The organism is Rossellomorea orangium (genome assembly GCF_019334305.1).
Lineage (GTDB): Bacteria > Bacillota > Bacilli > Bacillales > Bacillaceae_B > Rossellomorea.
Map to the genome: position 1 here is coordinate 1 of NZ_JAHWGH010000032.1, position 21,947 is coordinate 21,947.

General features: G+C 44.7%; 19 protein-coding genes. 3 read left to right on the top strand and 16 right to left on the bottom strand.

Translation table 11 applies throughout. The features are described from left to right. Positions 1–391: 391 nt before the first annotated feature. Positions 392–1,495, top strand: coding sequence for a hypothetical protein (locus KYJ26_RS23230; RefSeq protein WP_219170440.1), 1,104 nt, complete (start codon positions 392–394; stop codon positions 1,493–1,495). Positions 1,496–1,536: 41 nt separating this feature from the next. On the opposite strand, the gene motS is transcribed toward KYJ26_RS23230, so the two are convergent. The 4 genes from motS to KYJ26_RS23250 all read right to left on the bottom strand — a co-directional run bounded on the left by motS (position 1,537) and on the right by KYJ26_RS23250 (position 5,587). Next, a complete protein-coding gene (motS, locus tag KYJ26_RS23235; RefSeq protein WP_219170442.1) occupies positions 1,537–2,271 on the bottom strand; it encodes a flagellar motor protein MotS in 735 nt (244 codons plus the stop codon). After that, positions 2,261–3,076 (bottom strand): flagellar motor protein MotP, encoded by an 816-nt coding sequence (gene motP / locus KYJ26_RS23240; RefSeq protein ID WP_219170444.1) that lies wholly within the window; start codon positions 3,074–3,076, stop codon positions 2,261–2,263. The genes motS and motP overlap by 11 nt, the downstream gene beginning before the upstream one ends. Before the next feature lie 60 nt (positions 3,077–3,136). Continuing rightward, positions 3,137–4,135, bottom strand: coding sequence for a catabolite control protein A (gene ccpA, locus KYJ26_RS23245; protein WP_219170446.1), 999 nt, complete (start codon positions 4,133–4,135; stop codon positions 3,137–3,139). Between the two features lie 375 nt (positions 4,136–4,510). Further along, positions 4,511–5,587, bottom strand: a complete 1,077-nt coding sequence (locus KYJ26_RS23250; protein ID WP_219170448.1) for a bifunctional 3-deoxy-7-phosphoheptulonate synthase/chorismate mutase — start codon at positions 5,585–5,587, stop codon at positions 4,511–4,513. A 204-nt stretch (positions 5,588–5,791) separates the two neighbouring features. On the opposite strand from KYJ26_RS23250, the gene KYJ26_RS23255 reads away from it, so the two are divergent. Beyond that, entirely contained in the window at positions 5,792–7,948 is a 2,157-nt protein-coding gene (locus tag KYJ26_RS23255) for a cell division FtsA domain-containing protein (RefSeq protein WP_219170450.1), read from the top strand. 40 nt (positions 7,949–7,988) lie between these two features. Here the strand turns inward: KYJ26_RS23255 and KYJ26_RS23260 are convergent, their stop codons facing one another. The 4 genes from KYJ26_RS23260 to KYJ26_RS23275 all read right to left on the bottom strand — a co-directional run bounded on the left by KYJ26_RS23260 (position 7,989) and on the right by KYJ26_RS23275 (position 10,172). After that, positions 7,989–8,543: a YtxH domain-containing protein gene (locus KYJ26_RS23260; protein ID WP_219170452.1), complete on the bottom strand. Its 555-nt coding sequence runs from the start codon at positions 8,541–8,543 to the stop codon at positions 7,989–7,991. A gap of 169 nt (positions 8,544–8,712) precedes the next feature. Beyond that, positions 8,713–9,027 (bottom strand): bacillithiol system redox-active protein YtxJ, encoded by a 315-nt coding sequence (gene ytxJ / locus KYJ26_RS23265; protein WP_219170454.1) that lies wholly within the window; start codon positions 9,025–9,027, stop codon positions 8,713–8,715. A 118-nt stretch (positions 9,028–9,145) separates the two neighbouring features. Next, positions 9,146–9,634 (bottom strand): YtxH domain-containing protein, encoded by a 489-nt coding sequence (locus tag KYJ26_RS23270; RefSeq protein WP_219170456.1) that lies wholly within the window; start codon positions 9,632–9,634, stop codon positions 9,146–9,148. A 16-nt stretch (positions 9,635–9,650) separates the two neighbouring features. Beyond that, on the bottom strand, positions 9,651–10,172 hold the full coding sequence (locus tag KYJ26_RS23275; RefSeq protein ID WP_219170458.1) for a DUF948 domain-containing protein: 522 nt from the start codon (positions 10,170–10,172) through the stop codon (positions 9,651–9,653). Positions 10,173–10,375: 203 nt separating this feature from the next. Between KYJ26_RS23275 and KYJ26_RS23280 the strand changes: the two genes are divergently transcribed. Beyond that, positions 10,376–11,491, top strand: a complete 1,116-nt coding sequence (locus KYJ26_RS23280) for an aminopeptidase (protein ID WP_219170460.1) — start codon at positions 10,376–10,378, stop codon at positions 11,489–11,491. 278 nt (positions 11,492–11,769) lie between these two features. Here the strand turns inward: KYJ26_RS23280 and murC are convergent, their stop codons facing one another. The 8 genes from murC to KYJ26_RS23320 form a co-directional block, all read right to left on the bottom strand. After that, positions 11,770–13,089, bottom strand: coding sequence for a UDP-N-acetylmuramate--L-alanine ligase (gene murC, locus KYJ26_RS23285; RefSeq protein WP_219170462.1), 1,320 nt, complete (start codon positions 13,087–13,089; stop codon positions 11,770–11,772). A 160-nt stretch (positions 13,090–13,249) separates the two neighbouring features. Next, positions 13,250–13,906 carry a hypothetical protein gene (locus tag KYJ26_RS23290; protein ID WP_219170464.1) on the bottom strand — a complete coding sequence of 219 codons (657 nt, stop codon included), beginning with the start codon at positions 13,904–13,906 and terminating at the stop codon, positions 13,250–13,252. A gap of 8 nt (positions 13,907–13,914) precedes the next feature. Next, a complete protein-coding gene (locus KYJ26_RS23295) occupies positions 13,915–15,018 on the bottom strand; it encodes a nicotinate phosphoribosyltransferase (RefSeq protein WP_219170466.1) in 1,104 nt (367 codons plus the stop codon). Positions 15,019–15,129: 111 nt separating this feature from the next. Continuing rightward, positions 15,130–18,072 (bottom strand): DNA translocase FtsK, encoded by a 2,943-nt coding sequence (locus KYJ26_RS23300; RefSeq protein WP_472691334.1) that lies wholly within the window; start codon positions 18,070–18,072, stop codon positions 15,130–15,132. A gap of 354 nt (positions 18,073–18,426) precedes the next feature. Continuing rightward, positions 18,427–19,032 (bottom strand): YtpR family tRNA-binding protein, encoded by a 606-nt coding sequence (gene ytpR, locus KYJ26_RS23305; RefSeq protein WP_219170470.1) that lies wholly within the window; start codon positions 19,030–19,032, stop codon positions 18,427–18,429. Then, entirely contained in the window at positions 19,032–19,841 is an 810-nt protein-coding gene (locus KYJ26_RS23310; RefSeq protein ID WP_219170472.1) for a DUF1444 domain-containing protein, read from the bottom strand. Before KYJ26_RS23310 ends, ytpR begins: the two co-directional genes overlap by 1 nt. 170 nt (positions 19,842–20,011) lie before the next feature. Further along, complete coding sequence (locus KYJ26_RS23315; protein WP_219170474.1) at positions 20,012–20,329, bottom strand: thioredoxin family protein; 318 nt, start codon at positions 20,327–20,329, stop codon at positions 20,012–20,014. Position 20,330: 1 nt separating this feature from the next. Beyond that, entirely contained in the window at positions 20,331–21,362 is a 1,032-nt protein-coding gene (locus KYJ26_RS23320) for a PTS sugar transporter subunit IIC (protein ID WP_219170476.1), read from the bottom strand. Between the last annotated feature and the right edge of the window lie 585 nt (positions 21,363–21,947).

Sequence of the window (21,947 nt, forward strand, 5' to 3'; positions counted from 1 at the left end):
CGCAGGCGTAGCCGAGGAGGCTCACCGCCAGCCCCGCGGAAAGCGAGCACCTGTAGCGGAAATCAACCGCCACTCGCTACATCCAAAAGCAACAATGTATACAAAAACAGCCAAAAGAAAAGTGGAGGCGGCTTGATCATGCCAGACAAGCATAAGAACAATAGACCATCTTTTGGTTCATTCAACTTCTTAACTTGAAGAACAAGTCGTCATCATGTACAGTTAAAATGGAAGAATGATAGAATAAGTGCCAAGCCCCCCAGAATGTGCCAGGGCTTGGCATTTACTTTCTGATTAAATTAATCTATCAATTTGTTTACATAGCTTTCTTTTAAAGGAAAATGTGTTAAACTCCTCCATAATCTTCTAAGAAAAAAGGATGTGTGAGGCAATGAAAAAATATTTGCCGATAATGTTAACTGTATCGCTCATGCTGGGAGCCTGTTCCTCCCCTACTGCGACAAAGGAAAAGGAAAAAGAAGAAGCATCTTCTGAACAGAAGCCAAGCGTAGAAAAAGAAATAGAAAAACAACAAGAGCCTGAAAAGAAACAGGAGCCTGAACAGCCTTATAAGCCTCTTGAACCTACTGAAGGTGCCGTTTCGCTGAAGGAAACCCTCGCGAAAGAGGCTCAGACCCAGACAGATCAAGAGAATCAAAAGAAACAGCCGGAACGTAAAGTGCCTTTTGGTGAAACTCTATCAACCGATATGGAAGATTTATCTGACGGACCATTAAAGGATCACCGTCTGGTAACCTATTACGGGACACCAGCGTCAAAACACATGGGGATCCTTGGCCAGCTGGAACCTGAAGAATACATAAAAAAACTGAAAGAACAGGCTCAGGTCTATTCCGACCTTGACCCTGAACGTCCAGCAGTACCTACGATTGAATTGATTACAACCATGGCCCAGAATGCACCGGGGAAAGATGGCGATTATGTGCAGATGACGTCCGAGGAGAATATCGAAACGTATGTGAAGCTTGCCGAGAAGCATGATGCCCTCGTCTTGCTTGATATTCAACTTGGAACGGATACGGTCATGAATCAGGTGAAGATGGTGGAGAAATGGCTCAAGCACCCGAATGTTCACCTTGCGATCGATACGGAATTCCACGTAGCCCAAGGGGAAAAACCTGGAGAAGATCTTGGTGAAGTGGATGGCCGGGACATACAGGAGGCAGTCGAATATATCTCTGACCTTGCCGAAAAGAACAACCTGCCGGATAAATTGGTACTCGTTCACCAGTTCACAGGTCCCGTACTGTTCAATAAGGATGCGATAGAACCGACTGAAAATGTGGAAGTGGCCATTAACTTTGACGGCTGGGGAGCCGCTGCGGATAAGCTGGCCCTCTACCGGAGATACATCCGTGATGAACCGGCTCAATATGGCGCATTCAAGATTTTCTATGATAAAGATGTGCCTGTCCTAACACCTGAAGAGGTGCTGAAAATGGACCCTAGCCCTGCCGTCGTCAACTATCAATAATGTAAAAAAGCAAGGACCTCCACTCTGGAAGTCCTTGCTTTTTATTGTTCCTCAAATTGGGGGTCGGTGATGATCACTTCAACCCGCCTGTTCTTTTGGAGATTTTCACTTGTATCATTCGGTGCAATCGGGCGTGTATCTCCATACCCCACAGCAATGAAGCGAGTGGGATCCAAATTCTCGGTCCGGGTTAAATAACGGATCACACTGCTGGCCCTGGCGGAGGAGAGCTCCCAGTTCGAAGGGAACCGGTATGTATCAATCGGACGATTATCCGTATGTCCTTCCACCTTTACAAAGTTCGGGATCCCTGCTAAAAGATCAGCTACTTTGTTTAAGAACGGATAAGCATCCTCGAGGACCGTCGCTTCACCGGAGTCAAACAGCGCCTGCTCCTGTAGTACAAGTACGACACCCCGCTCCGTTCTGGTCGCGACAATGACGTCACTCAGTTTATTTTCTTTCAAATAGCTTTGGATATTGGCAAGCAGCGAGTTTAAATCCTGATCCTCCTCACTCCCCTGGGGTTGTGAGTCCTCTGATTCCATTTCCGGTTCTGCCGACGGATCATCAAAAGGAATAACAGAAGGATAAAACTCAAGGATCTGACGCTGCTGAAAGGAATCAGCAATGGTCCTGAATTTCACAATATCGATTTGAGACATGGAGAATAATAGAATGAAGAATACGAGAATCAATGTGATAAGATCAGAAAACGTAACCATCCATCTCGGAGCCCCTTTAGGCTCTGATGCCGGTCTTCGCCTACGCTTCATCTTGTAGTGTCCTCTCTTTACCACTTTGTGAATATAACTGCAATTCTTCATGGGATAAGAAAACCCTTAGTTTTTCTTCCAGTATTTTCGGATTTTGACCGGACTGTACCCCGATCACGCCTTCTATTACAATCTGCTTCATGAATACTTCTTTCTCTGTCTTCATTGCAAGCTTGGATGCCATCGGCAGGAACACAAGATTTGCAAGTAACGATCCATACAGGGTCGTCAGGAGAGCAATCGCCATATTGGGACCCAGTGACGACGGATCGTTCAGATTTTTCAACATCAGCACAAGACCGATCAGCGTACCAATCATCCCCCAGGCAGGTGCATATTCCCCAGCCTTATCGAGTAAGCTCTTATTTTTACGATGTCTTTCTTCTAATGCAATGATTTCAGCATTCATAATATCGATGATGACGTCCTGCTCGATTCCATCGACGGCGAGCAAGACCCCTTTTCTGATAAACGGATCGTCGACCATTTCCACTTCCGCCTCAAGTGAAAGAAGACCTTCACGTCTAGCTTTTTCAGATAATGTGACGAACGTACGAATGAGATCGTGAAGATCATATTCCACATCACGAAAGGATTCTCTCATCACTTTACCCAGCTGTTTCAATTCCCTGATCGAAAAGCTGACCAGCATGGCCGCAATCAGTCCGCCGATGACAACCAGCATGGACGGAAGATCGATGAAGGAACTGAAGCCGGTCAAACCTGCATTCGAAATGATGGCGAACGCAACGAATAGAAACCCTACTACAACCCCGATTGGTGTAAGAACATCAAGCTTTTTCATTTTGACTCTCCCTACAAAAATAAGTTCTGTTTGTCTTTATCCTTTATATCGACAAACTTCTTATTTTGTTGAGTTGCGGTGCTCAATTCGATGAGGAAGAACAACCGTCGATTCATCCACTGTTTCTTTGTTCATATATTTCGTCAATAACCTCATGGCAACTGCCCCGATATCGTATAAAGGCTGTACGACTGAAGTCAGTTGAGGTCTTACCATAAGCGCTAATCGTGTATTATCGAAGCTGATAACCTCTACTTCTTCCGGGATGGAGACGTTTTGATCCTGTGCACCGTGAACGACACCGAGGGCCGTCTCGTCATTTCCGACGAAGATGGCTGTCGGCTTGTCCGAGAGCTCAGAGAACTTCTGCCATGCTTCAAGGCCAGAATCGTATGTGTATTCGCCTTCTACCACCAGATCATCGCTGTACTCGACGCCTGCCTTGGCAAGAGCCTCTCTATATCCTTCCAGCTTGAACTTCATGTTGATCGTATCGTGGAATGGACCGCTGACGAACCCGATGCGCTTATGGCCTTTTTCAAGCAGTTCAGAAACTGCGTCAAAGGAAGCTGCCTTGTAATCGATATTGACAGAAGGAATCTTGTTCGTTTCTTCCACCGCACCCGCTAACACGATCGGCACAGGAGAACGTTCAAACTCCTGAACATGCTCTTCTGAAATATGTCCCCCAAGGAACAGGATGCCGTCCACTTGTTTCCCGAGCATCGTATTCAACAGATGAAGTTCCTTCTCTGCATTTTGATCCGAGTTGCTTAGAATGATGTTGTATTTATACATTGTGGCGATATCTTCAATCCCACGTGCCAGTTCTGCATAGAAAATGTTCGAAATATCAGGGATGATAACTCCGACAGTCGTCGTCTTCTTACTGGCAAGACCCCTTGCAACAGCATTCGGGCGGTATCCGAGTCGATCAATGACCTCTAATACCTTCTTTCTAGTTGCCGGCTTCACATTCGGGTTTCCGTTCACTACACGGGAAACCGTCGCCATCGATACGTTGGCTTCTCTTGCTACATCATATATTGTCACGTTCATAGCTTACTTACACTCCTTTACTCTTCTACTCATTTACCTTATTCTACACCAATTAAACCTAAAGAAAAAAGCGATTACAATAGTTTGTTAAAAAATGCACATATTTATGTTCACATTAGTGTTTATATAGGTTATTTATCTGCAATTATGTAGATAATCATACGATAGTCTTTATATTCCTGCAATGCGTGTGCTTTTATTTGTGCAAAAAGATTATTATAGCATAGTGGTGGGGAGTTTGGTGGATCTATTTTTGTGTGGGGAAATTGGTGACAATGGTGTTTCGCTGATATTCGTTTTTAACGCAAAGACCGCATCTCATTCTAATAATCAAAAAGAGCCGGATCCCGATAAAAGGATCCAGCTCTTCTAAAATTACACCTCTATCGTTCTGCCCTTCATCAGCTCCTGGTAGAAATGATCGAATTGATCAAGATCCATTTGCTGAGCAGAGTCGGATAACGCTACGGCAGGATCAGGATGGACTTCTGCCATGACTCCGTCTGCGCCAATGGCAATTGCCGCTTTAGCCGTTGGAAGGAGTAAATCCCTGCGTCCAGTAGAGTGAGTGACATCTACGAATACCGGCAGATGCGTCTCCTGCTTCAGGATAGGGACAGCTGAAATGTCCAGGGTGTTTCTTGTTGCTTTTTCATACGTTCGGATTCCTCGTTCACAAAGGATGATGTCCCCATTACCTTGTGAAATGATATATTCGGCAGCATTGATGAATTCATCGATCGTTGCCGCTAAACCACGTTTAAGCAATACAGGCTTCTTTACGGAACCCGCGGCTTTTAGTAGCTCGAAGTTTTGCATATTTCGTGCACCGATTTGAATGACATCGATGTATTCTAATGCCGGCTCGATGTCTGCAGGATTCACGATTTCACTGACGACAGCCAAATCGTATTCGTCTGCCACTTTTTTAAGTATCTTTAAGCCTTCAATGCCAAGGCCCTGGAAGTCATAAGGTGATGTTCTCGGTTTGAACGCTCCGCCTCGAAGCAATTTCAATCCTTTTGCTTTTACTGCTTTCGCCACTGCCGCTACTTGTTCATAGGATTCAACGGCACAAGGACCGAAGACGAAATGAGGTTTTCCATCTCCAATGGCTTCTCCATTAATGTTGACAATTGTATCCTCAGGTTTCTTTTTACGGGAAACGAGCAATGCTTTACGATGATCGTCTTTTTGCAGCTCCAAACCGGCTTTAAAGATCTCTTTGAAAATATGTTCAATGGTCGAATGTTCGAATGGACCGTTATTATTTTCCTTGATCAAGTCAAGCATGCCTCTTTCACGAACAGGATCATAGCGGTATACTCCTTGAGTCTCCTTGACACGCCCGATTTCCTGAACTAGTTTAGCACGTTCATTGATGGTCTCTAATAGTTTTAAGTTCATCTCGTCGACTTGTTTTCGTAATTGATCGAGCTCTTGATTACTCACAATACAGCACCCTTTCTTTTTTTATCCTGTTCATACGTAAAAACTGTTATAGTATTAAGAAAGTATGATACATTTTTGATATTGAAACTTATTATAATAGAACAGATCTAAAATGTCACGACAAAATTCTTTATTAATTAGACGCTTTTAAGCGCTAAAGCATTTAGTATAGTATGAGAATAGGCTAAAGTGGGTGAACACGAATTGAAAAAAAAGCAAAAAATCTTTGCATTAGACATCGGTACCCGATCCGTTGTGGGTATTATTTTAGAAGAAATAGACGGAATATTTCAAGTTTCAGATATATTGATAGAAGAACATAAGAAGAGAGCCATGCTGGATGGGCAGATTCATGACGTTCCTGCGGTTGCAGAGGTCATCTCCTCCATTAAGGGACAGTTGGAGAAGAAACACGGCCCCCTTCACAAAGTGTGCGTCGCTGCAGCCGGACGGGCCCTTAAAACAGAAACGGCTCTATCCACATCCACTATAAAGGGAAAACCCCTTCTTCGGAAGAACGATATCCTGCATCTGGAGCTGAGCGCCGTTCAACAGGCACAGGCACTAGCAGCAGAACATCAAGAGAATGCGAAAGGCTATCATTACTATTGTGTAGGCTATTCCGTCCTCTTTTACCGGTTGGATGGAGAGGAGATCGGCAGTCTGATCGATCAGCAGGGCGATGAAGCGAGCGTGGAAATCATCGCCACATTCCTTCCCCGTGTTGTCGTGGAGTCCCTGATTGCTGCACTGAACCGTGCCGATCTGGAAATGGAAGCCCTGACCCTGGAACCGATTGCCGCAATCAATGTGCTCATCCCTGAGTCCATGCGGCGCCTGAACGTCGCTCTCGTGGATATTGGAGCGGGAACATCCGATATTGCCATTACCAACATGGGGACCGTCATCGCTTATGGGATGGTCCCGACAGCAGGAGACGAAATAACGGAAAGCATCAGCAATGAATTGCTCCTCGACTTTCCATTGGCAGAGCAGGCCAAAAGACAGCTCCATTCCTCTGGGGAGATGACGGTTACCGATATTCTCGGATTTGAAACGATTGTCACAACACAAGAAGTAATCGAAAAAATCTCACCTGCCGTAGATCGATTGTCCGGAGAGATCTCGAAGGAAATTCTTCGATTAAATAATGGGAAGCCCCCTCAGGCGGTCATGCTCGTAGGGGGAGGCAGCTTGACGCCGGAACTTCCCCAGAGACTCGCTTCATCTCTGGAGCTTCCGCATAATCGTGTAGCTGTAAGAGGCGTTGATGCTATTCAGAATGTGACCTTATCCGATGAAGTGACGAAGGGTCCAGAGCTTGTCACTCCGATTGGAATCGCCATCGCTGCGAAACAGGCACCTGTTCAATACGTAACAGCATATGTGAATGATCAGCCTGTCCGATTATTTGAAGTAAAAGACCTGACTGTCGGTGACTGCATCCTTGCTGCCGGCCTGAAGTTAACCAAATGGCATGGTACCCCGGGGCGAGGTTACTTTGTCAACGTGAATGGACAGGATATCACCTTACCCGGTGGCCATGGCGAACCGCCACTCATTGAGAAGAACGGTCAGCCGGGTGCACTTGATCAACCCATTCAGAATCATGACAGAATTACGGTTCAGAAAGGGAAGGACGGCTCTTCTCCTCACGTTACGATTGGAGAACTTGTAGATACTTCTTCTTCAAAACAGATTGTGATAGACGGAAACCCGTATCTGCTCACACCCCTTGTCTTCCGAAACAATCAGACCGGATCAGTGGACGAATTCATCCAGGACCGGGATGTGATCCGAATACAATTGATTGATACCCTGATGGACCTTCTTACCCACACGGGCTATCAACATTGGTTGGAGAGCACGAAGCCATTCCGCATCTCCATTAATGGTGTAGATACATTCTTCCCGGCCTATAGTGGGAAGTTATTCATACACGGAATCGAGGCTAAGCTCTCTGCGAAAATCCAGGAGGGGGATATCATTTCATTCAAGTCCGCCGTCACTCCTACCGTAAAGGATCTTCTCATCAAAAAGCAGATCAATATGGAATCCGGGATTCGCATCACGTTTAACGGCGAAGAGGTTTTTCTAAAGAAAGAAGGCTCCCGGATCACACGAAACGGCAGCAAGCTCGAAATGGACGACCAAGTATTCCATGGCGACTCGATAGATATAGCAGAACTTCAAGCGGGCTCGTTTATTTTCCAAGACTTATTCAACGAAGTGGAAATCAATATGCCACCTCATTCAAACGGAAACTTCGTCCTTTTGAAAAATGGTATGGAAACGACCTTTTATGAAGAAATTCAACAGGGTGACGAGCTGGAAATCGTCTGGCCACAAACCACCAGCTGAATAGAATGCAAAAAAACTGGCATTTACGCCAGTTTTTTTATTATGATCCAACTTGACCGGGGATACTGCTCGTACGGTTGGTTGGATGGATATGTTGATCCTCTGTGGATACGGAACTTGTCTGCTGTGTTGGAGTGGAAGTGGACTCTCCCGTCACTTCTTCTCCCGCCTCTTTCACCTTGCCTCCAATATCCTTTAATTCCTCTGCCGCTTCTTTCGTCGTAGCAATCATTTCGGTTGAATCATCTTTAATTTGATTGACTTGATCAATGACATCATCATTTACCTTTTCATACAGGCTCTGTGCATCGTTGATGGCTTCCTTTAACACCCCCGACGCTGTTTTGATGCGGTCTTGCATTTCATTTACAACTCCTGATGGATCTTCTTTCACCTTTGCTACCATATCCATAGTGGAATCCTTCATATTTGATGTTCGGGATGTCACGTTCTTTCGAGTCGTCTTATCCAGCATGGCGATGGCTCCACCCACGACGGCTCCCACTACCATTCCTTTTACCAATTTCCCATTTCTTTTCCCTTTCACTTGTGTATTATTTCTCGTCACAGTTTCATAAGGTACAGGTTGTGTCATGAATCGTTCCTCCATTAATTTGTTTTTTATTCTTATCTATTACCTTCCCGGTGAGAGGAGGAATAAACGTGCAGAAGGGAATTACCAGAAATTATCAAATGATTGTTATGAATAGTACTCAGATGAAACAAACATAAAAAAGACCCTGACATAATCAGAGTCCAATGTCTTACAGCTTATCCAATTCACTTTCTGTGATCTTCCAGTGGGAAGCATTCCAGCCCGGCTTCCCGTCGATAAATAGGAAGGCTTGGGGCGATTCATGCTTGATGCCGTATTTTTCGGCGATATGTTGGGATAGTTCCCTTGCCTCTTGCACGGCTAAGTAGTAGCCGTCTTCCTCTTCATGTTTGCTTAAAAATGCCTGGTACTCACTGAAAGCATTTGAGCTCACGGGACAAGTCAAGCTGTGCTTCATGAAGAAGAACCGTGGGTTTGTTTCAGAAAGCTGTTCAAATTCTTGAACGGTGTCAATCTTATTCATACAATCCATCTACCTTTCCTAAAGATGTTTGATATTTTCAGCCGAAAAAACCCGGCTTTTTTCTCAACAAAAAAACGGTGAAGTAATCATATCACTTCACCGTCCCTGGAATCAATTATTATTGATTATATGTTTTTTCAGTCTCATCAAACGCTTTTTTCGTTTCTTCGAGCTTTTGATTCACATTTTCTGTTTCTACTGCAGGTGTTGTCTCCCCTACTGAAACAGCTTGCAGTTCATCATTTGTTTCCTGCAGCTCTTTATTATTGGAACGGTATGTTTTCAGCTTACCAACCACATTGTTGGATTGCTCCTGTACTGATTTTGTAAGGGCGGATGACTTTTCTTTTGCCACCGCTGCCAGCTCATTGCTCTTTTCAACGGCCGTGTCTTTCCACTGACCTGTTTTTTCCTTGATAACGCCAGCCTGCTCATTGATATCATGGCGAAGATCTTTACCGGATTTCGGAGCGAGTAACAGGGCCGTTGCCGCACCCACGATTCCCCCGATCAGTGTCCCGATCATGAAATCCTTTGAATTGATGTTATTGCTGTCGTTTGCCTGATTTTGGTTCTGGTTTTGGTTTTGATTGTACTGTTGAGTCATGTAAAAATTCCCCTCTCTAATTGTTATAAGATCTTGCTCTTTTAACTAATTTTTCTCGAGATCGAACTTCCTTGGATGCTTGGTTTGGAACAGCTACATCAGCAACATCAGGTTGTGTTGGCTGTTTTTCCTGTTTTTGTTTCCATTTGTCCTTTAACTCAATAAATGCATTTCCCCATTGAACCACCTGTGAAATCTTGCCCTGGTTGCGCTCCAATTCAGTTGAAATGGACGTGCTCACCTTCTTCACCGAGTTATTAAGGTTCTGGATGGAATGCCCTACATCTCTAACCGCATAAACAACAGTGTTAAGATCCTCGGATTTCTTCTGGATATCCTCAGCCAATAAATTTGTTTTATGTAGTAGTTCTGTAGATTCCTTTGTAACTCCTTGAAGCTGGCTCTCAAGACCTGTCAATGTAGTCGATACACTGTCCAGGGTCGAACCAAGGGACTTCAAAGTCTTCATGACGCTCAAAACTAAAATAAAAAATGCAACGGCTATTACAGCAACGCTCAGATAAAGAATAATTTCCATATGCCACACCTCCATGTATAAAAATTCTTTACCCTTCTGATGAACAATTAAACATTATACTAGTATTTCTCCCTCGCCAGGAATAATCCTGCATGAAAAAATAAAAAAATTTATTTCTTATTTTATCATTTGTCTGTATGATTCTCTCATCCGTTTACATTTTAGGGTACAATAAAATAGACCAAAGACAAGGGGGAGAAACAATGAAAGATCCACGCATTGAAAAACTGGCTAAAAATTTAATTCAATATTCCGTTCAATTACAGCCTGGAGAAAAAGTATTGATCGAAAACTTCGGCTTGCAGCGGGAGCTCGTGACAGCACTTGTGAAGGAAGCATATGCAGCAGGAGGATATCCATTCGTATCCATCAAAGATCACGCAGTCGATCGTGCATTATTGATGGGGGCACAGGAAGAACAATATGATATGATCGCAAGCTTCGAAGCGAATGTCATGGAACAGATGGATGCCTACATCGGTTTGCGTGCAGGTGACAACATCAGCGAACAATCCGATGTCCCTGACGAAAAGATGAAGATCCACGGCAATACAATTGGAAAGAAAGTACATAGAGAAATTCGCGTTCCAAAGAAGAAGTGGGTCGTCCTTCGTTATCCGACGTCATCCATGGCACAGCTTGCCAACATGAGCACAGAAGGCTTCGAAGACTTCTACTTTGACGTCTGTAACCTGGACTACAGCAAAATGGACAAAGCCATGGACAACCTCGTTGAACTCATGAACAACACAGATAAAGTCCGCCTTGTCGGTGAAGGGACGGACCTTACTTTCTCCATCAAGGATATCCCGGCCGTGAAATGTGCTGGCCGCCTGAACATCCCTGATGGTGAAGTGTACAGCGCACCAGTGAAGGATTCAGTGAATGGTGTGATTTCGTACAATACACCATCTCCATACAATGGATTCACCTTCGAAAATGTGAAATTGACATTCAAGGAAGGTAAGATCGTCGAAGCTACGGCAAACGACACAGACCGAATCAACAAGATCTTCGATACGGATGAAGGAGCAAGATATGTAGGGGAATTCGCCATCGGTGTGAATCCGTTCATCCAGCATCCGATGCAGGATATTCTATTCGATGAAAAGATCGACGGCAGCTTCCACTTTACACCGGGAGAATGTTACGAAGAGGCCTATAACGGAAACCACTCAAACATCCACTGGGATATGGTGATGATCCAGCGCCCGGAATACGGCGGTGGAGAAATCTATTTCGATGATGTCTTGATTCGAAAAGATGGCAGGTTTGTGATTGAAGAGCTTGAAGTGTTGAATCCGGAGAATTTGAAGTAAGAAATATTGAACCACCGTCAGGTTTGGACGGTGGTTTTTTGTTGGGTGATGGGCTATGTTCACCTGCTGATTATTGGATTGATTTCACCTGCTGAATTCTGGCTTATTTTCACCTGCTGACTTTTCGCTTGTTTTCACCTGCTGAAATTCTGGCTTATATTCACCAGCTGACTTTTCGCTTGTTATCTCCTGCTTAATCCAAATTCCCCCATCAATCCCCCAGTCCAACCCACTCCAAACACAAAAAAACCGGTTCCCTAAAGAACCGGTCCTTCACTTTAATTTTCTTCTTTCACTTGCTCCCCAAGCGTCTCTTCATATGCCTGTTGGAACTTTTGAACGTCTCCTGCCCCCATGAAAATGAGCACTGCATTTTCATGTTTGAGTAAGGCAGATGTGTCTTGTTCATCTATGATTTCGCATCCTTCGATTTTGCTTGCAAGATCGTTGATGGAAAGTTTGCCATGGTTTTCACGTGCAGAACCGAAGATTTCACAAAGATACACTTTGTCGGCGAGACTCAATGTTTCTGCGAATTCCGTCAAGAAGGTTTGCGTACGCGTAAATGTGTGCGGCTGGAAGACAGCAATGATTTCCTTATCGGGATATTTCTGTCTTGCCGAGTCTACGGTAGCCTTGATTTCAGTCGGGTGATGCGCGTAGTCATCGATCAGGATCTGTGAACCGGCTTCTTTTTCGGAGAAGCGGCGTTTGACACCTTTGAAGGTGCTTAATCGATCCTGGACGACAGCTGTATCGAGTTCCTCGTAGTGACAAATGGCAATGACGGACAAGGCATTCATGATATTATGGTCACCGAACGTCGGGATTTTGAATGCAGCATAAAATTCATTGCGCACGAACACATCAAATGAAGTACCTGTCGAGTCCCTTGATACGTTACGTGCCTGGAAGTCATTTTCCTCGGCAAAGCCGTAGAACACGACCGGAACCTGAGCCTGGATTTTTTGTAATTGCTCGTCATCACCGCATGCGATGATTCCTTTTTTCACCTGCATGGCCATCTCCTGGAACGCAGAAAAGACGTCATCCACATTGGCAAAATAGTCTGGATGATCGAAATCGATGTTCGTCATGATCGCATAGTCAGGGAAATAAGACAGGAAGTGACGACGGTATTCGCATGCTTCGAATACAAAATATTGTGCATCGACTTCACCTTTACCCGTTCCATCCCCAATCAGGAAGGAAGTTGGCTTTGCGCCGCTGATGACATGTGCCAGTAATCCGGTTGTAGACGTTTTTCCGTGTGCACCGGTTACCGCTACGCTTGTGAATTTTTGCATAAAGTCACCAAGGAATTTATGGTACCTGGTTACAGGGAGACCCTGTTCCACTGCTTCTTGGATTTCTTCATGGGTATCAGGGAATGCATTCCCTGCAATCACGTGCATATCCCCTCCAATGTTTTCTTTCTGGAAAGGGAGTATTTTGATATTTGATTCATCCAGGGCTTTCTGTGTAAAGAAATATTTATCTACGTCAGATCCTTGGACCTCGTAGTCCATATCGTGGAGTATTTGGGCTAACGCACTCATGCCCGACCCCTTTATTCCTACGAAATGATATATCGTCATAATAGAACCTCCAACAATCGTCTATCTAAAAGCATTATATGAAATGAATATTTATTTTGCCATCGGTCTTTAGCTTTCGATATTTTGAGTATAGAAGAAAGCAAACTTTCTTCAACTTGAAACATTATATCATTTTTTAAAATCCCTGACCATGCACAAGCTACGAAAGACTTTGGAGAATAAAGTGAGGGGCTTCTTCTTTTAGAAATGTTCTCCATAATACCCCAGTTTTTTGATTCATTTGACTAAAACGTGATTTCAGATTTTCTGTCACATTCATTGATTCCATGGAAAATACAGGACCTATGATCCACTGGTGTGTCACCAGTGGGACTTTTCTCACGAAATACGCATGCTCTTCCTTTATTTCCATTTCCATACAAAGGTGGTTCATTTTAACCAAAGACTCATCACCTTGGATCAACGTTCGGCAATTTAGAATCCGCCCGCCTCTTTTCACCACTTGAATCGGTTCCCAGGCAGCTGTCAACATGACGGCACCAAGGAACTTTGTCGATTCATGCAACGGATGATTCTGAAGGAATTGAAAGAATAAGGTTTGTCCCGTGATGGTTTTATAATCGAACAGAAACCATTCTTGAAACAACTTTTCCACTCCTGGGCTCATCCTTGCTTCATCGTTGTGAAGAAAGCGTTTAGTGAATATCATCTTTGCCCGTACTTTTTCTCTTATATTGGTTTCCTTCAACGCGTATTCAAACGCTTTCCGGTAGAGATCTTCGATGTGTCCCTCTGCTATATTCTGCTTTTTCTGCCTGAACTGTTCAAGATCCAGCGTTCTTTCCTGCTCTTGCATGTTCTCACCTATTCAAATTCTACTTTTTCCAGACGGGGATTGGGACGAAGCTTTCGACCTGCCTTTGCTTCAGGAGAACCATCTATGACGACATTGTCTCCTGTAAACCCGACATGGATCTTAAGAAGGCTGCTTCCGACCCCATACATATCGACGGGAACCTGATTTTCCTCAAACTGGCGGATGCGGTCCTCGTTAAATCCGCCGGATACAACAATCTTTACGTGATTGTAGCCTTCTTCATCCAGGGCGTCCCTCAATGCATTGATCAGTTGCATGTTGACCCCGCGCGGATCAAAGGTTCCAAGTACGTGTTGATTCCTGAGGAAATATTTATCGATCATCATTCTTGATGTATCTACCCTTACCCCTTTTAATTCCTGGCCAAACTCTCTTGCGACCTTCAGGGAGTCGGTGATGACGTCATTATTGTAGTCCACAAGGGCGATGAGCTCGTCTTCGGGGAATGTTTCCTTATACGCTTTCGTCGCCTCAACGATATCGCCATTGAATAATTGGATGAGGGCATGGGGCATCGTTCCCATCCCTTTCTTTCCCCACCACTCGTTCATGGCATGGGTCGCCTGGGCCGTGGATCCCCCGATGAAGGCTGCATATCCGTCTCCCGCCTGCTGGGTGAAATGATCATCCCGATCCCCCATGAAGATGACGGGCTTCTGTTTCCCGGACAGGGAGGCTGCTTTCATGACATTGTAAACGCTCGTCGCAACAGACGTCCTTCTCGCCAGGATTCCGTCGATGATGCCTTCTAAATAACCAAAGTCCTGATAACGGCCCTTGATGGTCAGCACGGTTTCAAACGGGGCGATCTGATCTCCATCCTTTAAGGAATGGATTTCAAGCTTCTCCGGGTTATCAGCGAACGTGTGCAATAGGGCGATGACTTCATCGGTCCCGCATATCACGGCGTGGGTCTTTTGGAAGAATTGCATGGTCACATAAGCATCCGGCTTTTTCTTCTTGGCGATTTCCTTCGTTTTCAAAAAATAAACAGCTGAAAACCAGCCATCCTTGATTCTTTCGTCAAACTTGAATGTATGATTGGTCAACCTGTTGAGTTTTCCTTGAAGTTTCAATTCTATTTCTTTCATCTCTAGTGCTCCTTATGGCTCTTCCTACACAAAAATAATAGGTATTCTGTTTATGCGTCCAGAGTTGGACAGATATAAACAGAATACCATGTATTAAATGTTTGTACTAGTCTATGCCAATGTCTCCAATTCACTCTCGGAAATGAGGACATCCCTTGGTTTACTGCCTCTTGACTCAGAAATGATTCCATTACTCTCCATCATTTCCATCAATCTTGCCGCCCGGTTATAGCCGATTCTGAATCGGCGCTGCAGGCTTGAGGCCGATGCTCCTCCCTGATCGACGACAAACTCGCACGCTTCCAAAAATAGTTCATCTTCTTCTTCTGTGACCTGGGCTTTCTTGATCAATTCATCCTGCTGGAATAGATAATCCGGTTCTCTTTGCTCCCTTACATGACGGATGATTTCATCAATTTCATCATCGGATACGAAGGTACCTTGCAGGCGGACCGGCTTTGATGAGCCGTTTTCAAGGAAGAGCATATCCCCTTTACCAAGCAGCCTTTCTGCCCCGCTTCCATCGATGATCGTTCTTGAATCGACGCTTGAAGAGACAGAGAATGCGACCCTTGTCGGAACATTCGCCTTGATCAGGCCTGTAATGACATCGACTGACGGACGCTGGGTGGCAATGATCAAGTGTATCCCGCAGGCACGTGCCTTCTGTGCGATCCGACAGATGGCTTCTTCCACGTCTGCTGGAGACATCATCATTAAATCAGCGAGCTCATCGATGACAATCACCAGATAAGGAAGCATATCGCTATACTGTCCATTACGCTTAGCGAGTTCATTGAAACGCTTTATATCCCGCACGCCTGTATGGGCGAACAGTTCGTATCGCCTTTCCATTTCCTCCACGGCCCATTTAAGAGCGGCAGTTGCCGCTTTCACATCTGTGATCACGGGACTTACAAGGTGAGGGATCCGATTATACGGTGCAAGCTCCACCATCTTTGGATCGATGAGAAGCATCTTCAGCTCATCCGGTGATGCCTTGTACAAAAGGCTGACGAGAATCGAGTTGATACACACACTTTTACCAGATCCCGTAGCCCCTGCAATGAGACCATGTGGCATCTTACTCAGATCCGTCACGATGGGCTGGCCTGAGATATCCAGTCCAAGTGCGGCGGTCAAAGGAGAAGACGGCTCCTGGAACTGGGGACTTGCAATGACTTCACTGATGCATACCGGACGGCTCTCCCTATTCGGAACCTCGATACCGATCGTATGCTTACCAGGGATCGGTGCCTCCATCCGGATGTCCTTGGCAGCGAGGCTCAACTTTATATCATCTGTCAGATTCGTAATTTTATTGACCTTCACCCCAGGTTCCGGTTGAACTTCGAATCTCGTGACGGATGGCCCCTGCGTGACATTCACCACTTTGGCCCTGACGTTGAAGTTATGAAGGGTCTCATCCAGTAACAGTCTTTGGGAATCCATCCACTCTCCACTCATTTCCTTAGAAACGGGCGGCGTCAGATAGTCCATTGCCGGATAGACATAGTCTTTCGTTTTCTTAGGTGAGGAGCTCAATGCACTATAGCTCTTGACCGCTTCTTCTCCCTGGACCTGACTTGGTTGAGTCGGTTTGTCGTCCGATTGACGAGGTGCCTCAACGGTGTTTTCCCGGAGAGCTTCTTGAACTGGTGATTTCTGTACCGATTCAGCAACAGCAGCTCCCTGCTTCTCCATCGACCGGGAAGCTGGTGCTTTACGAGTATCCATCTGCCGCTTATCTTGCTTCAGCATAAGTACATTAAAAGGAAGATGTGATCTCTTACGTCTTTGCGGTTCTTCCTTGGCTGGTTCCTTAGGTGCGGATACTTCTTTCTCTGTCTCTAGAGAGCTTTCTTCCACGAGAGGTTCTACAACAACGTTCTTCTTGTCCGGGGCAGGACCTTCGATAACACCCTCTGTTGGTTCCGAGTCTGTGCCTGTCCCAACCGAAGAATCAACCTCATGTACCTGCTCATGGTCCAAAGCCACATCAGGCTCTTCTTCCGTCATTTCTGTAATGAGGGAGATTCGTTCACTTGAGTTTAGTGAAATGTCTTCGATGGCTTTCACATTGTGATCCACTTGTTCCGTTTCTTCCGAGGTATTTCCTTGCACATCTAGATTCTGATGTTCCTTCTCTTTTGATTGTTGAGTTTCTTGAATCTTGAGATCCAGATATTCATCTTCCTTATCGTGATTTTCTTGAAATAATTCTGAGTCCTGATCATCCATTTCTTCCATACTGTTTTCAAGTAACTCTGGATTCTGATATTCACTTGCCCCCACGTTGTTTTCCTGAACAACTGGTTCCTGGTATTCTGTTTTCTTCATGTCGTTATCCTGCAGGACTGTATCCTCATTGTTCGTTTCCTTTACATGGGTGCTTTGCACTGATGAATCCTGAATCGAAGGGGTAACTTGTGGTTCTTTTCGCATCCCTTGAACTTCGGATTCCTCAGGTGTAGCTGTTGCCTTCTCCAATGGAATGGATCCCTTCACTATTTCAAAGGCTTTATGGTCGGTGACTGCTTCTTTTTTCTCTTCTTCGTTATGTAAAAATTTCTTTAGCTCGTATTCGACATTTTCTGCTTTTTTGATCGGTCTATTTTTAAAACCATAAATGGGAGACGGAATTTCCGTCGGTGTAAACGGTCGGCTGTTTCCTTTTTCCACTTTTGACGTTTTCTTTGTGTTGACGGTAGGCGTCGGGCTTTCTTCTTTCCACTTTCGTTTACCGGTCAATTGGTTTTGACTCTTCGTCTTTTGTTCCTTTGGTTTCTCTTCTTTTTCCTGATTTCTCCTTTCCCTGCGAGGACGTTCTCTCGTCTCTCCATCGGATATTAGGGGAAACCGGAAATTTCCTTTTGGATATTGGTATGTCATCCTGGCTTCTATGTCCCGTGAATGATTGGGCCCTGCTATATGTTTACGTTCAGACTTTGGCGGTTCGGTTTGCTGAACATCATGATCATTTTCGTCATAGTACTCTTCAAATTGTTCATCATTATCTGATAATTTACCAAATATTTTTTTAATCCAGCTCACAAACATCACTCTTTCTTTCATACTTACTATTTATTTTATCAGTTAAAGAGAAAAATTCGAGTCATTTCGATAGATTAAGAGAATTGTTAAAGGATTGTGTCGAAATAAACATAGGTGTAAAGAGATTGTAATACGTTGGTTTATCATATGGGTGAGTGTTGGTTGATTCCGCTCCAGGTGCTCGCTTTCCGCTTCAATCAACTTATAAATTATCGTATCAAATAACAAACCCCGTCAAAAAACTTATTCTAACCTACGGATAAGTTTTCAATCATTCTCAATCCCAACATCTCTAACATTAAAATTAAAAAAACAAAAAAACCTGAGTCCACACTCCGGACCCAGGTATACATTTTATGCTGTGAAGGGTTGACCCACTTGGTATGTATCTTCAAGGACAAGGATCCCTTTTTCTTGCGGGGCATCCGGAAGTGCCAGTTCTTTGGCAGAGCAGATCATGCCTGATGATGCCACTCCGCGAAGCTCTGCATCCTTGATGACCATTCCGCTTGGCATGACTGCTCCTACTTTTGCGACAACGACTTTTTGTCCTTTGTCAACGTTAGGTGCACCACATACGATTTGGAGTGTTTCATCCCCAACATCAACTGTACAAATGTTCAATTTGTCTGCATTTGGATGCTTTTCTTTTTCTGATACAAAGCCGACAACGAATTTCGGTGAGAAGTCTGCTTCCAGTACTTCATCGAAACCGTTCTTCTTGATGGCTTCATTGATCGATTGAAGCTTTTCATCATTCATGTCGACAGGTCCCACTTCGCTTACATTCATATACTTTGATGCATGGAATAGGTTATATCCAAGTGTTTTCCCTGTTTTCTCATCGAATAAACGCACAGCGTCTTCTTTTCTTTCGTGAAGAACTTCTCCCTCGAATCCTGGATCGAGTGTAACGATCAGGGTATCACCAATGCCTTCCAAGTTGTAAAATACGTTCATTATTTCTTCTCCCTTTCCTTCTTGCGATTTTTTGCCAAAATGAAGATCGGTTCAAGCTCCCCATCTTCATATACAAAGGATAATGCCGTAATCGGGACATTTCCTGTCGTAAAGAAACTCATCGTCATCTGAGCGAGTACATCGTAACCTGTTTCGTTACGGATATCTCCGATGATCAATACATCCTGGTGCGGTACGGACACTGTCATCTCACCTTGAATATCCTTGCTTACCTGCTTTAAGAAGGCGTCATTCAAAATGCGACTTGCATCGTATCCATCATTATTGTTCAGAAAATAGAAGACGTTCCCTGCTACTTCATCCTTTTTCATGCCTGTTGGCAGGCTTCTGACATTGAACAGGGCCGTTTCCTTCATTTGCTCGTGTGTCCACCCTTCGGCCTTTAACATATTCTCATCCAATAGACGATAGGTTTTCCCTAAGTCAACGGCATAGTAGATACGCGTTTCTGCTGTATGGTCATCTGTCACAAGGGCAAGCCCTTCATTGGATTCAGTTGCAAACGAGGTGGAACGGATGACAGGAAAAACCTTTTTCTGCTTGCTGCCAAGATCCGCATCGGTTCCCATGACGTTCAAGGCTTCTTCTACATAATAAACCACTTCATCGATGATGGATTTATTATTTTCCTTCCATTTGGATACGATCGGGGGAAGGGCAACAGTGATGCCTTTTTTCGTTTCCGTGTTTTCAATCCTCAGTGAATCTTTGTCACGGTCATATGTAAACGTACGATTTGGTTTGTTTAATCGTTCCTGGAGTATGCCTTTTAGCTTTTTTATGTCCAAATCTGATCCTCCTTTGGTGATACATTTATATAGAAAGTACTGATACTATCTTTTCGCTATTCATTCACTTATAACATTTTACATCAAAACGGCGAGATTACAAAAGGATCCTGTTCATTTCGGGCAAAAAGAAAAGGGATCCCGTTAACGAAGGGAACCCTTTTGCTTTGTTATGAAGCCAGTGTGTTCATAAATTCCTCGATTTGTTCTTTGGATTTCCGGTCCTTGCTTACGAAGCGCCCCAGTTCACGGCCGTCTCCGTATGCAATAAAGCTCGGGATTCCAAAGATATCGAGCTCAATGCACAGGTCGATGAATTGATCCCGATCTACATATAGGAATGTATAGTCTGAATATTGACTCTCGATTTCCGGCAGGATCGGTTCAATGATCCGGCAATCAGGACACCAGTCTGCCGAGAACATGAATACATGCTTTCCGCTTTCTTTCAACTCATGGAATTCTTCTACTGATTCCAGTTTACGCATATTATTTGCCCCCTGTTTCTATCGTCATTTGATTAGGTTTGATCCAACCTAGTTTACGCATATATTCAGATAGTAACAGGCTTATGAATGCAGGTCCAACAAAATGCAACAGTAGGATTTTCATTGTGACATCCCAGCTGAACCCCATTGTTTTGAATGTCATGATTTGACCGACGAATCCGCTGGTCCCCATCCCTGCTCCGGCTGCATTGTTTTCCATCAGCCAGATGGTCGTGCCGATGGGAGCTAGGATCATCCCCGCCACTGTCGGCGGAATGAGGATAAGGGGGTTACGGACTATATTCGGGACTTGAAGCATGGAGGTCCCGATACCTTGGGCAAATAATCCGCCCACCCTGTTCTCGCGATAGCTGATGACGGCGAAGCCTACCATTTGCGCCGCACAGCCGATTGTCGCTGCCCCGGCAGCTACTCCGCTCAAGTCAAGCATGAGGGCGATGGCTGCGCTCGAAATCGGTGCCGTCAGCGCAAGACCCATGAGGGCCGCAACAAGGATCCCCATGATGATCGGTCTCTGTTCCGTTGCCCAGCTGATCCAGCCTCCGAACATGCTCATGAAATCAGCGATTCCCGGTCCGATCAAATAGGCCGTCGTAAACCCTGCAAGGATCGTCACAAATGGTGTAACAATAATATCTACTTTTGTTGTCTTGCTGACAAGTTTTCCAATCTCCGTGGAAAGGACTGCCGCTACATAAGCTCCGGCAGGTCCTCCAAGACTTGCCCCCGCAGCACCGGTAACCACGGCAGCGAATAAAACAAGCGGCGGTGCACCGAGACCAAAGGCAATCGCTACTCCAATGGCCGGGCCCATCAAGCTGATGGCAAGCCCACCCATGTCTACGAAGAATTCACTTAACCCCGAGGGAAGGGGAAGTTGTTCCCCAATCGTCTTGATAATCAATCCGATGATCAATGAACTGAACAAACCCAGTGCCATATAGCTTAATGCATCTATAAAATACGTTCTGGCAGACAACGTAATGCCTTTCTTCTCTAAATATGTTTTCATGCACTTCACTCCTCTGTGTACATTTCCTTTTACTAGTGTAAAGACACATGTTTGTTTTGTCTATCATTTTTGTTCTGAAGAGGATATGTATATTTATTTTCCATGCATGCATGACCGTTTATTCCTATCCATAGAAAAAAGGCTGTTTTCGCAAAGAGTCTTGCTATTCGCATACAAACTAAGATATACGATGCTCTGTCATTTAAGTTATGGTGCAGGAGGGTGAAGGGAACTGCTCCGCTTTCCACGGACGTTCGACCGAGCCTCCTCAGCAAAAACCGCTTCCGGGGTCTCGGCACGCCCGTTTTCCGTAGGAGTCTACGCAGTTCCCTTCACCCTCTAAAGTAGTCAGTAGTTGACAGAGCAAAATGGTTTGTGACCAGCCGTTTAGTAAGAGTAAAGGACTATTAAATAAAATCAATTACTGTTAAGAATGAAGAAACAGTGGCATACGTATCTCCACATTCCCTCTGTGATAGTCAAATTTTTGTCAGTTGATTCTCGTTGCAGGTGCTCGACTCCTGCAGGAAACGCTGGACAGTACGAAAAGCGGAGGCGGCTTGTTTAGCCCCGACAAGCATATGA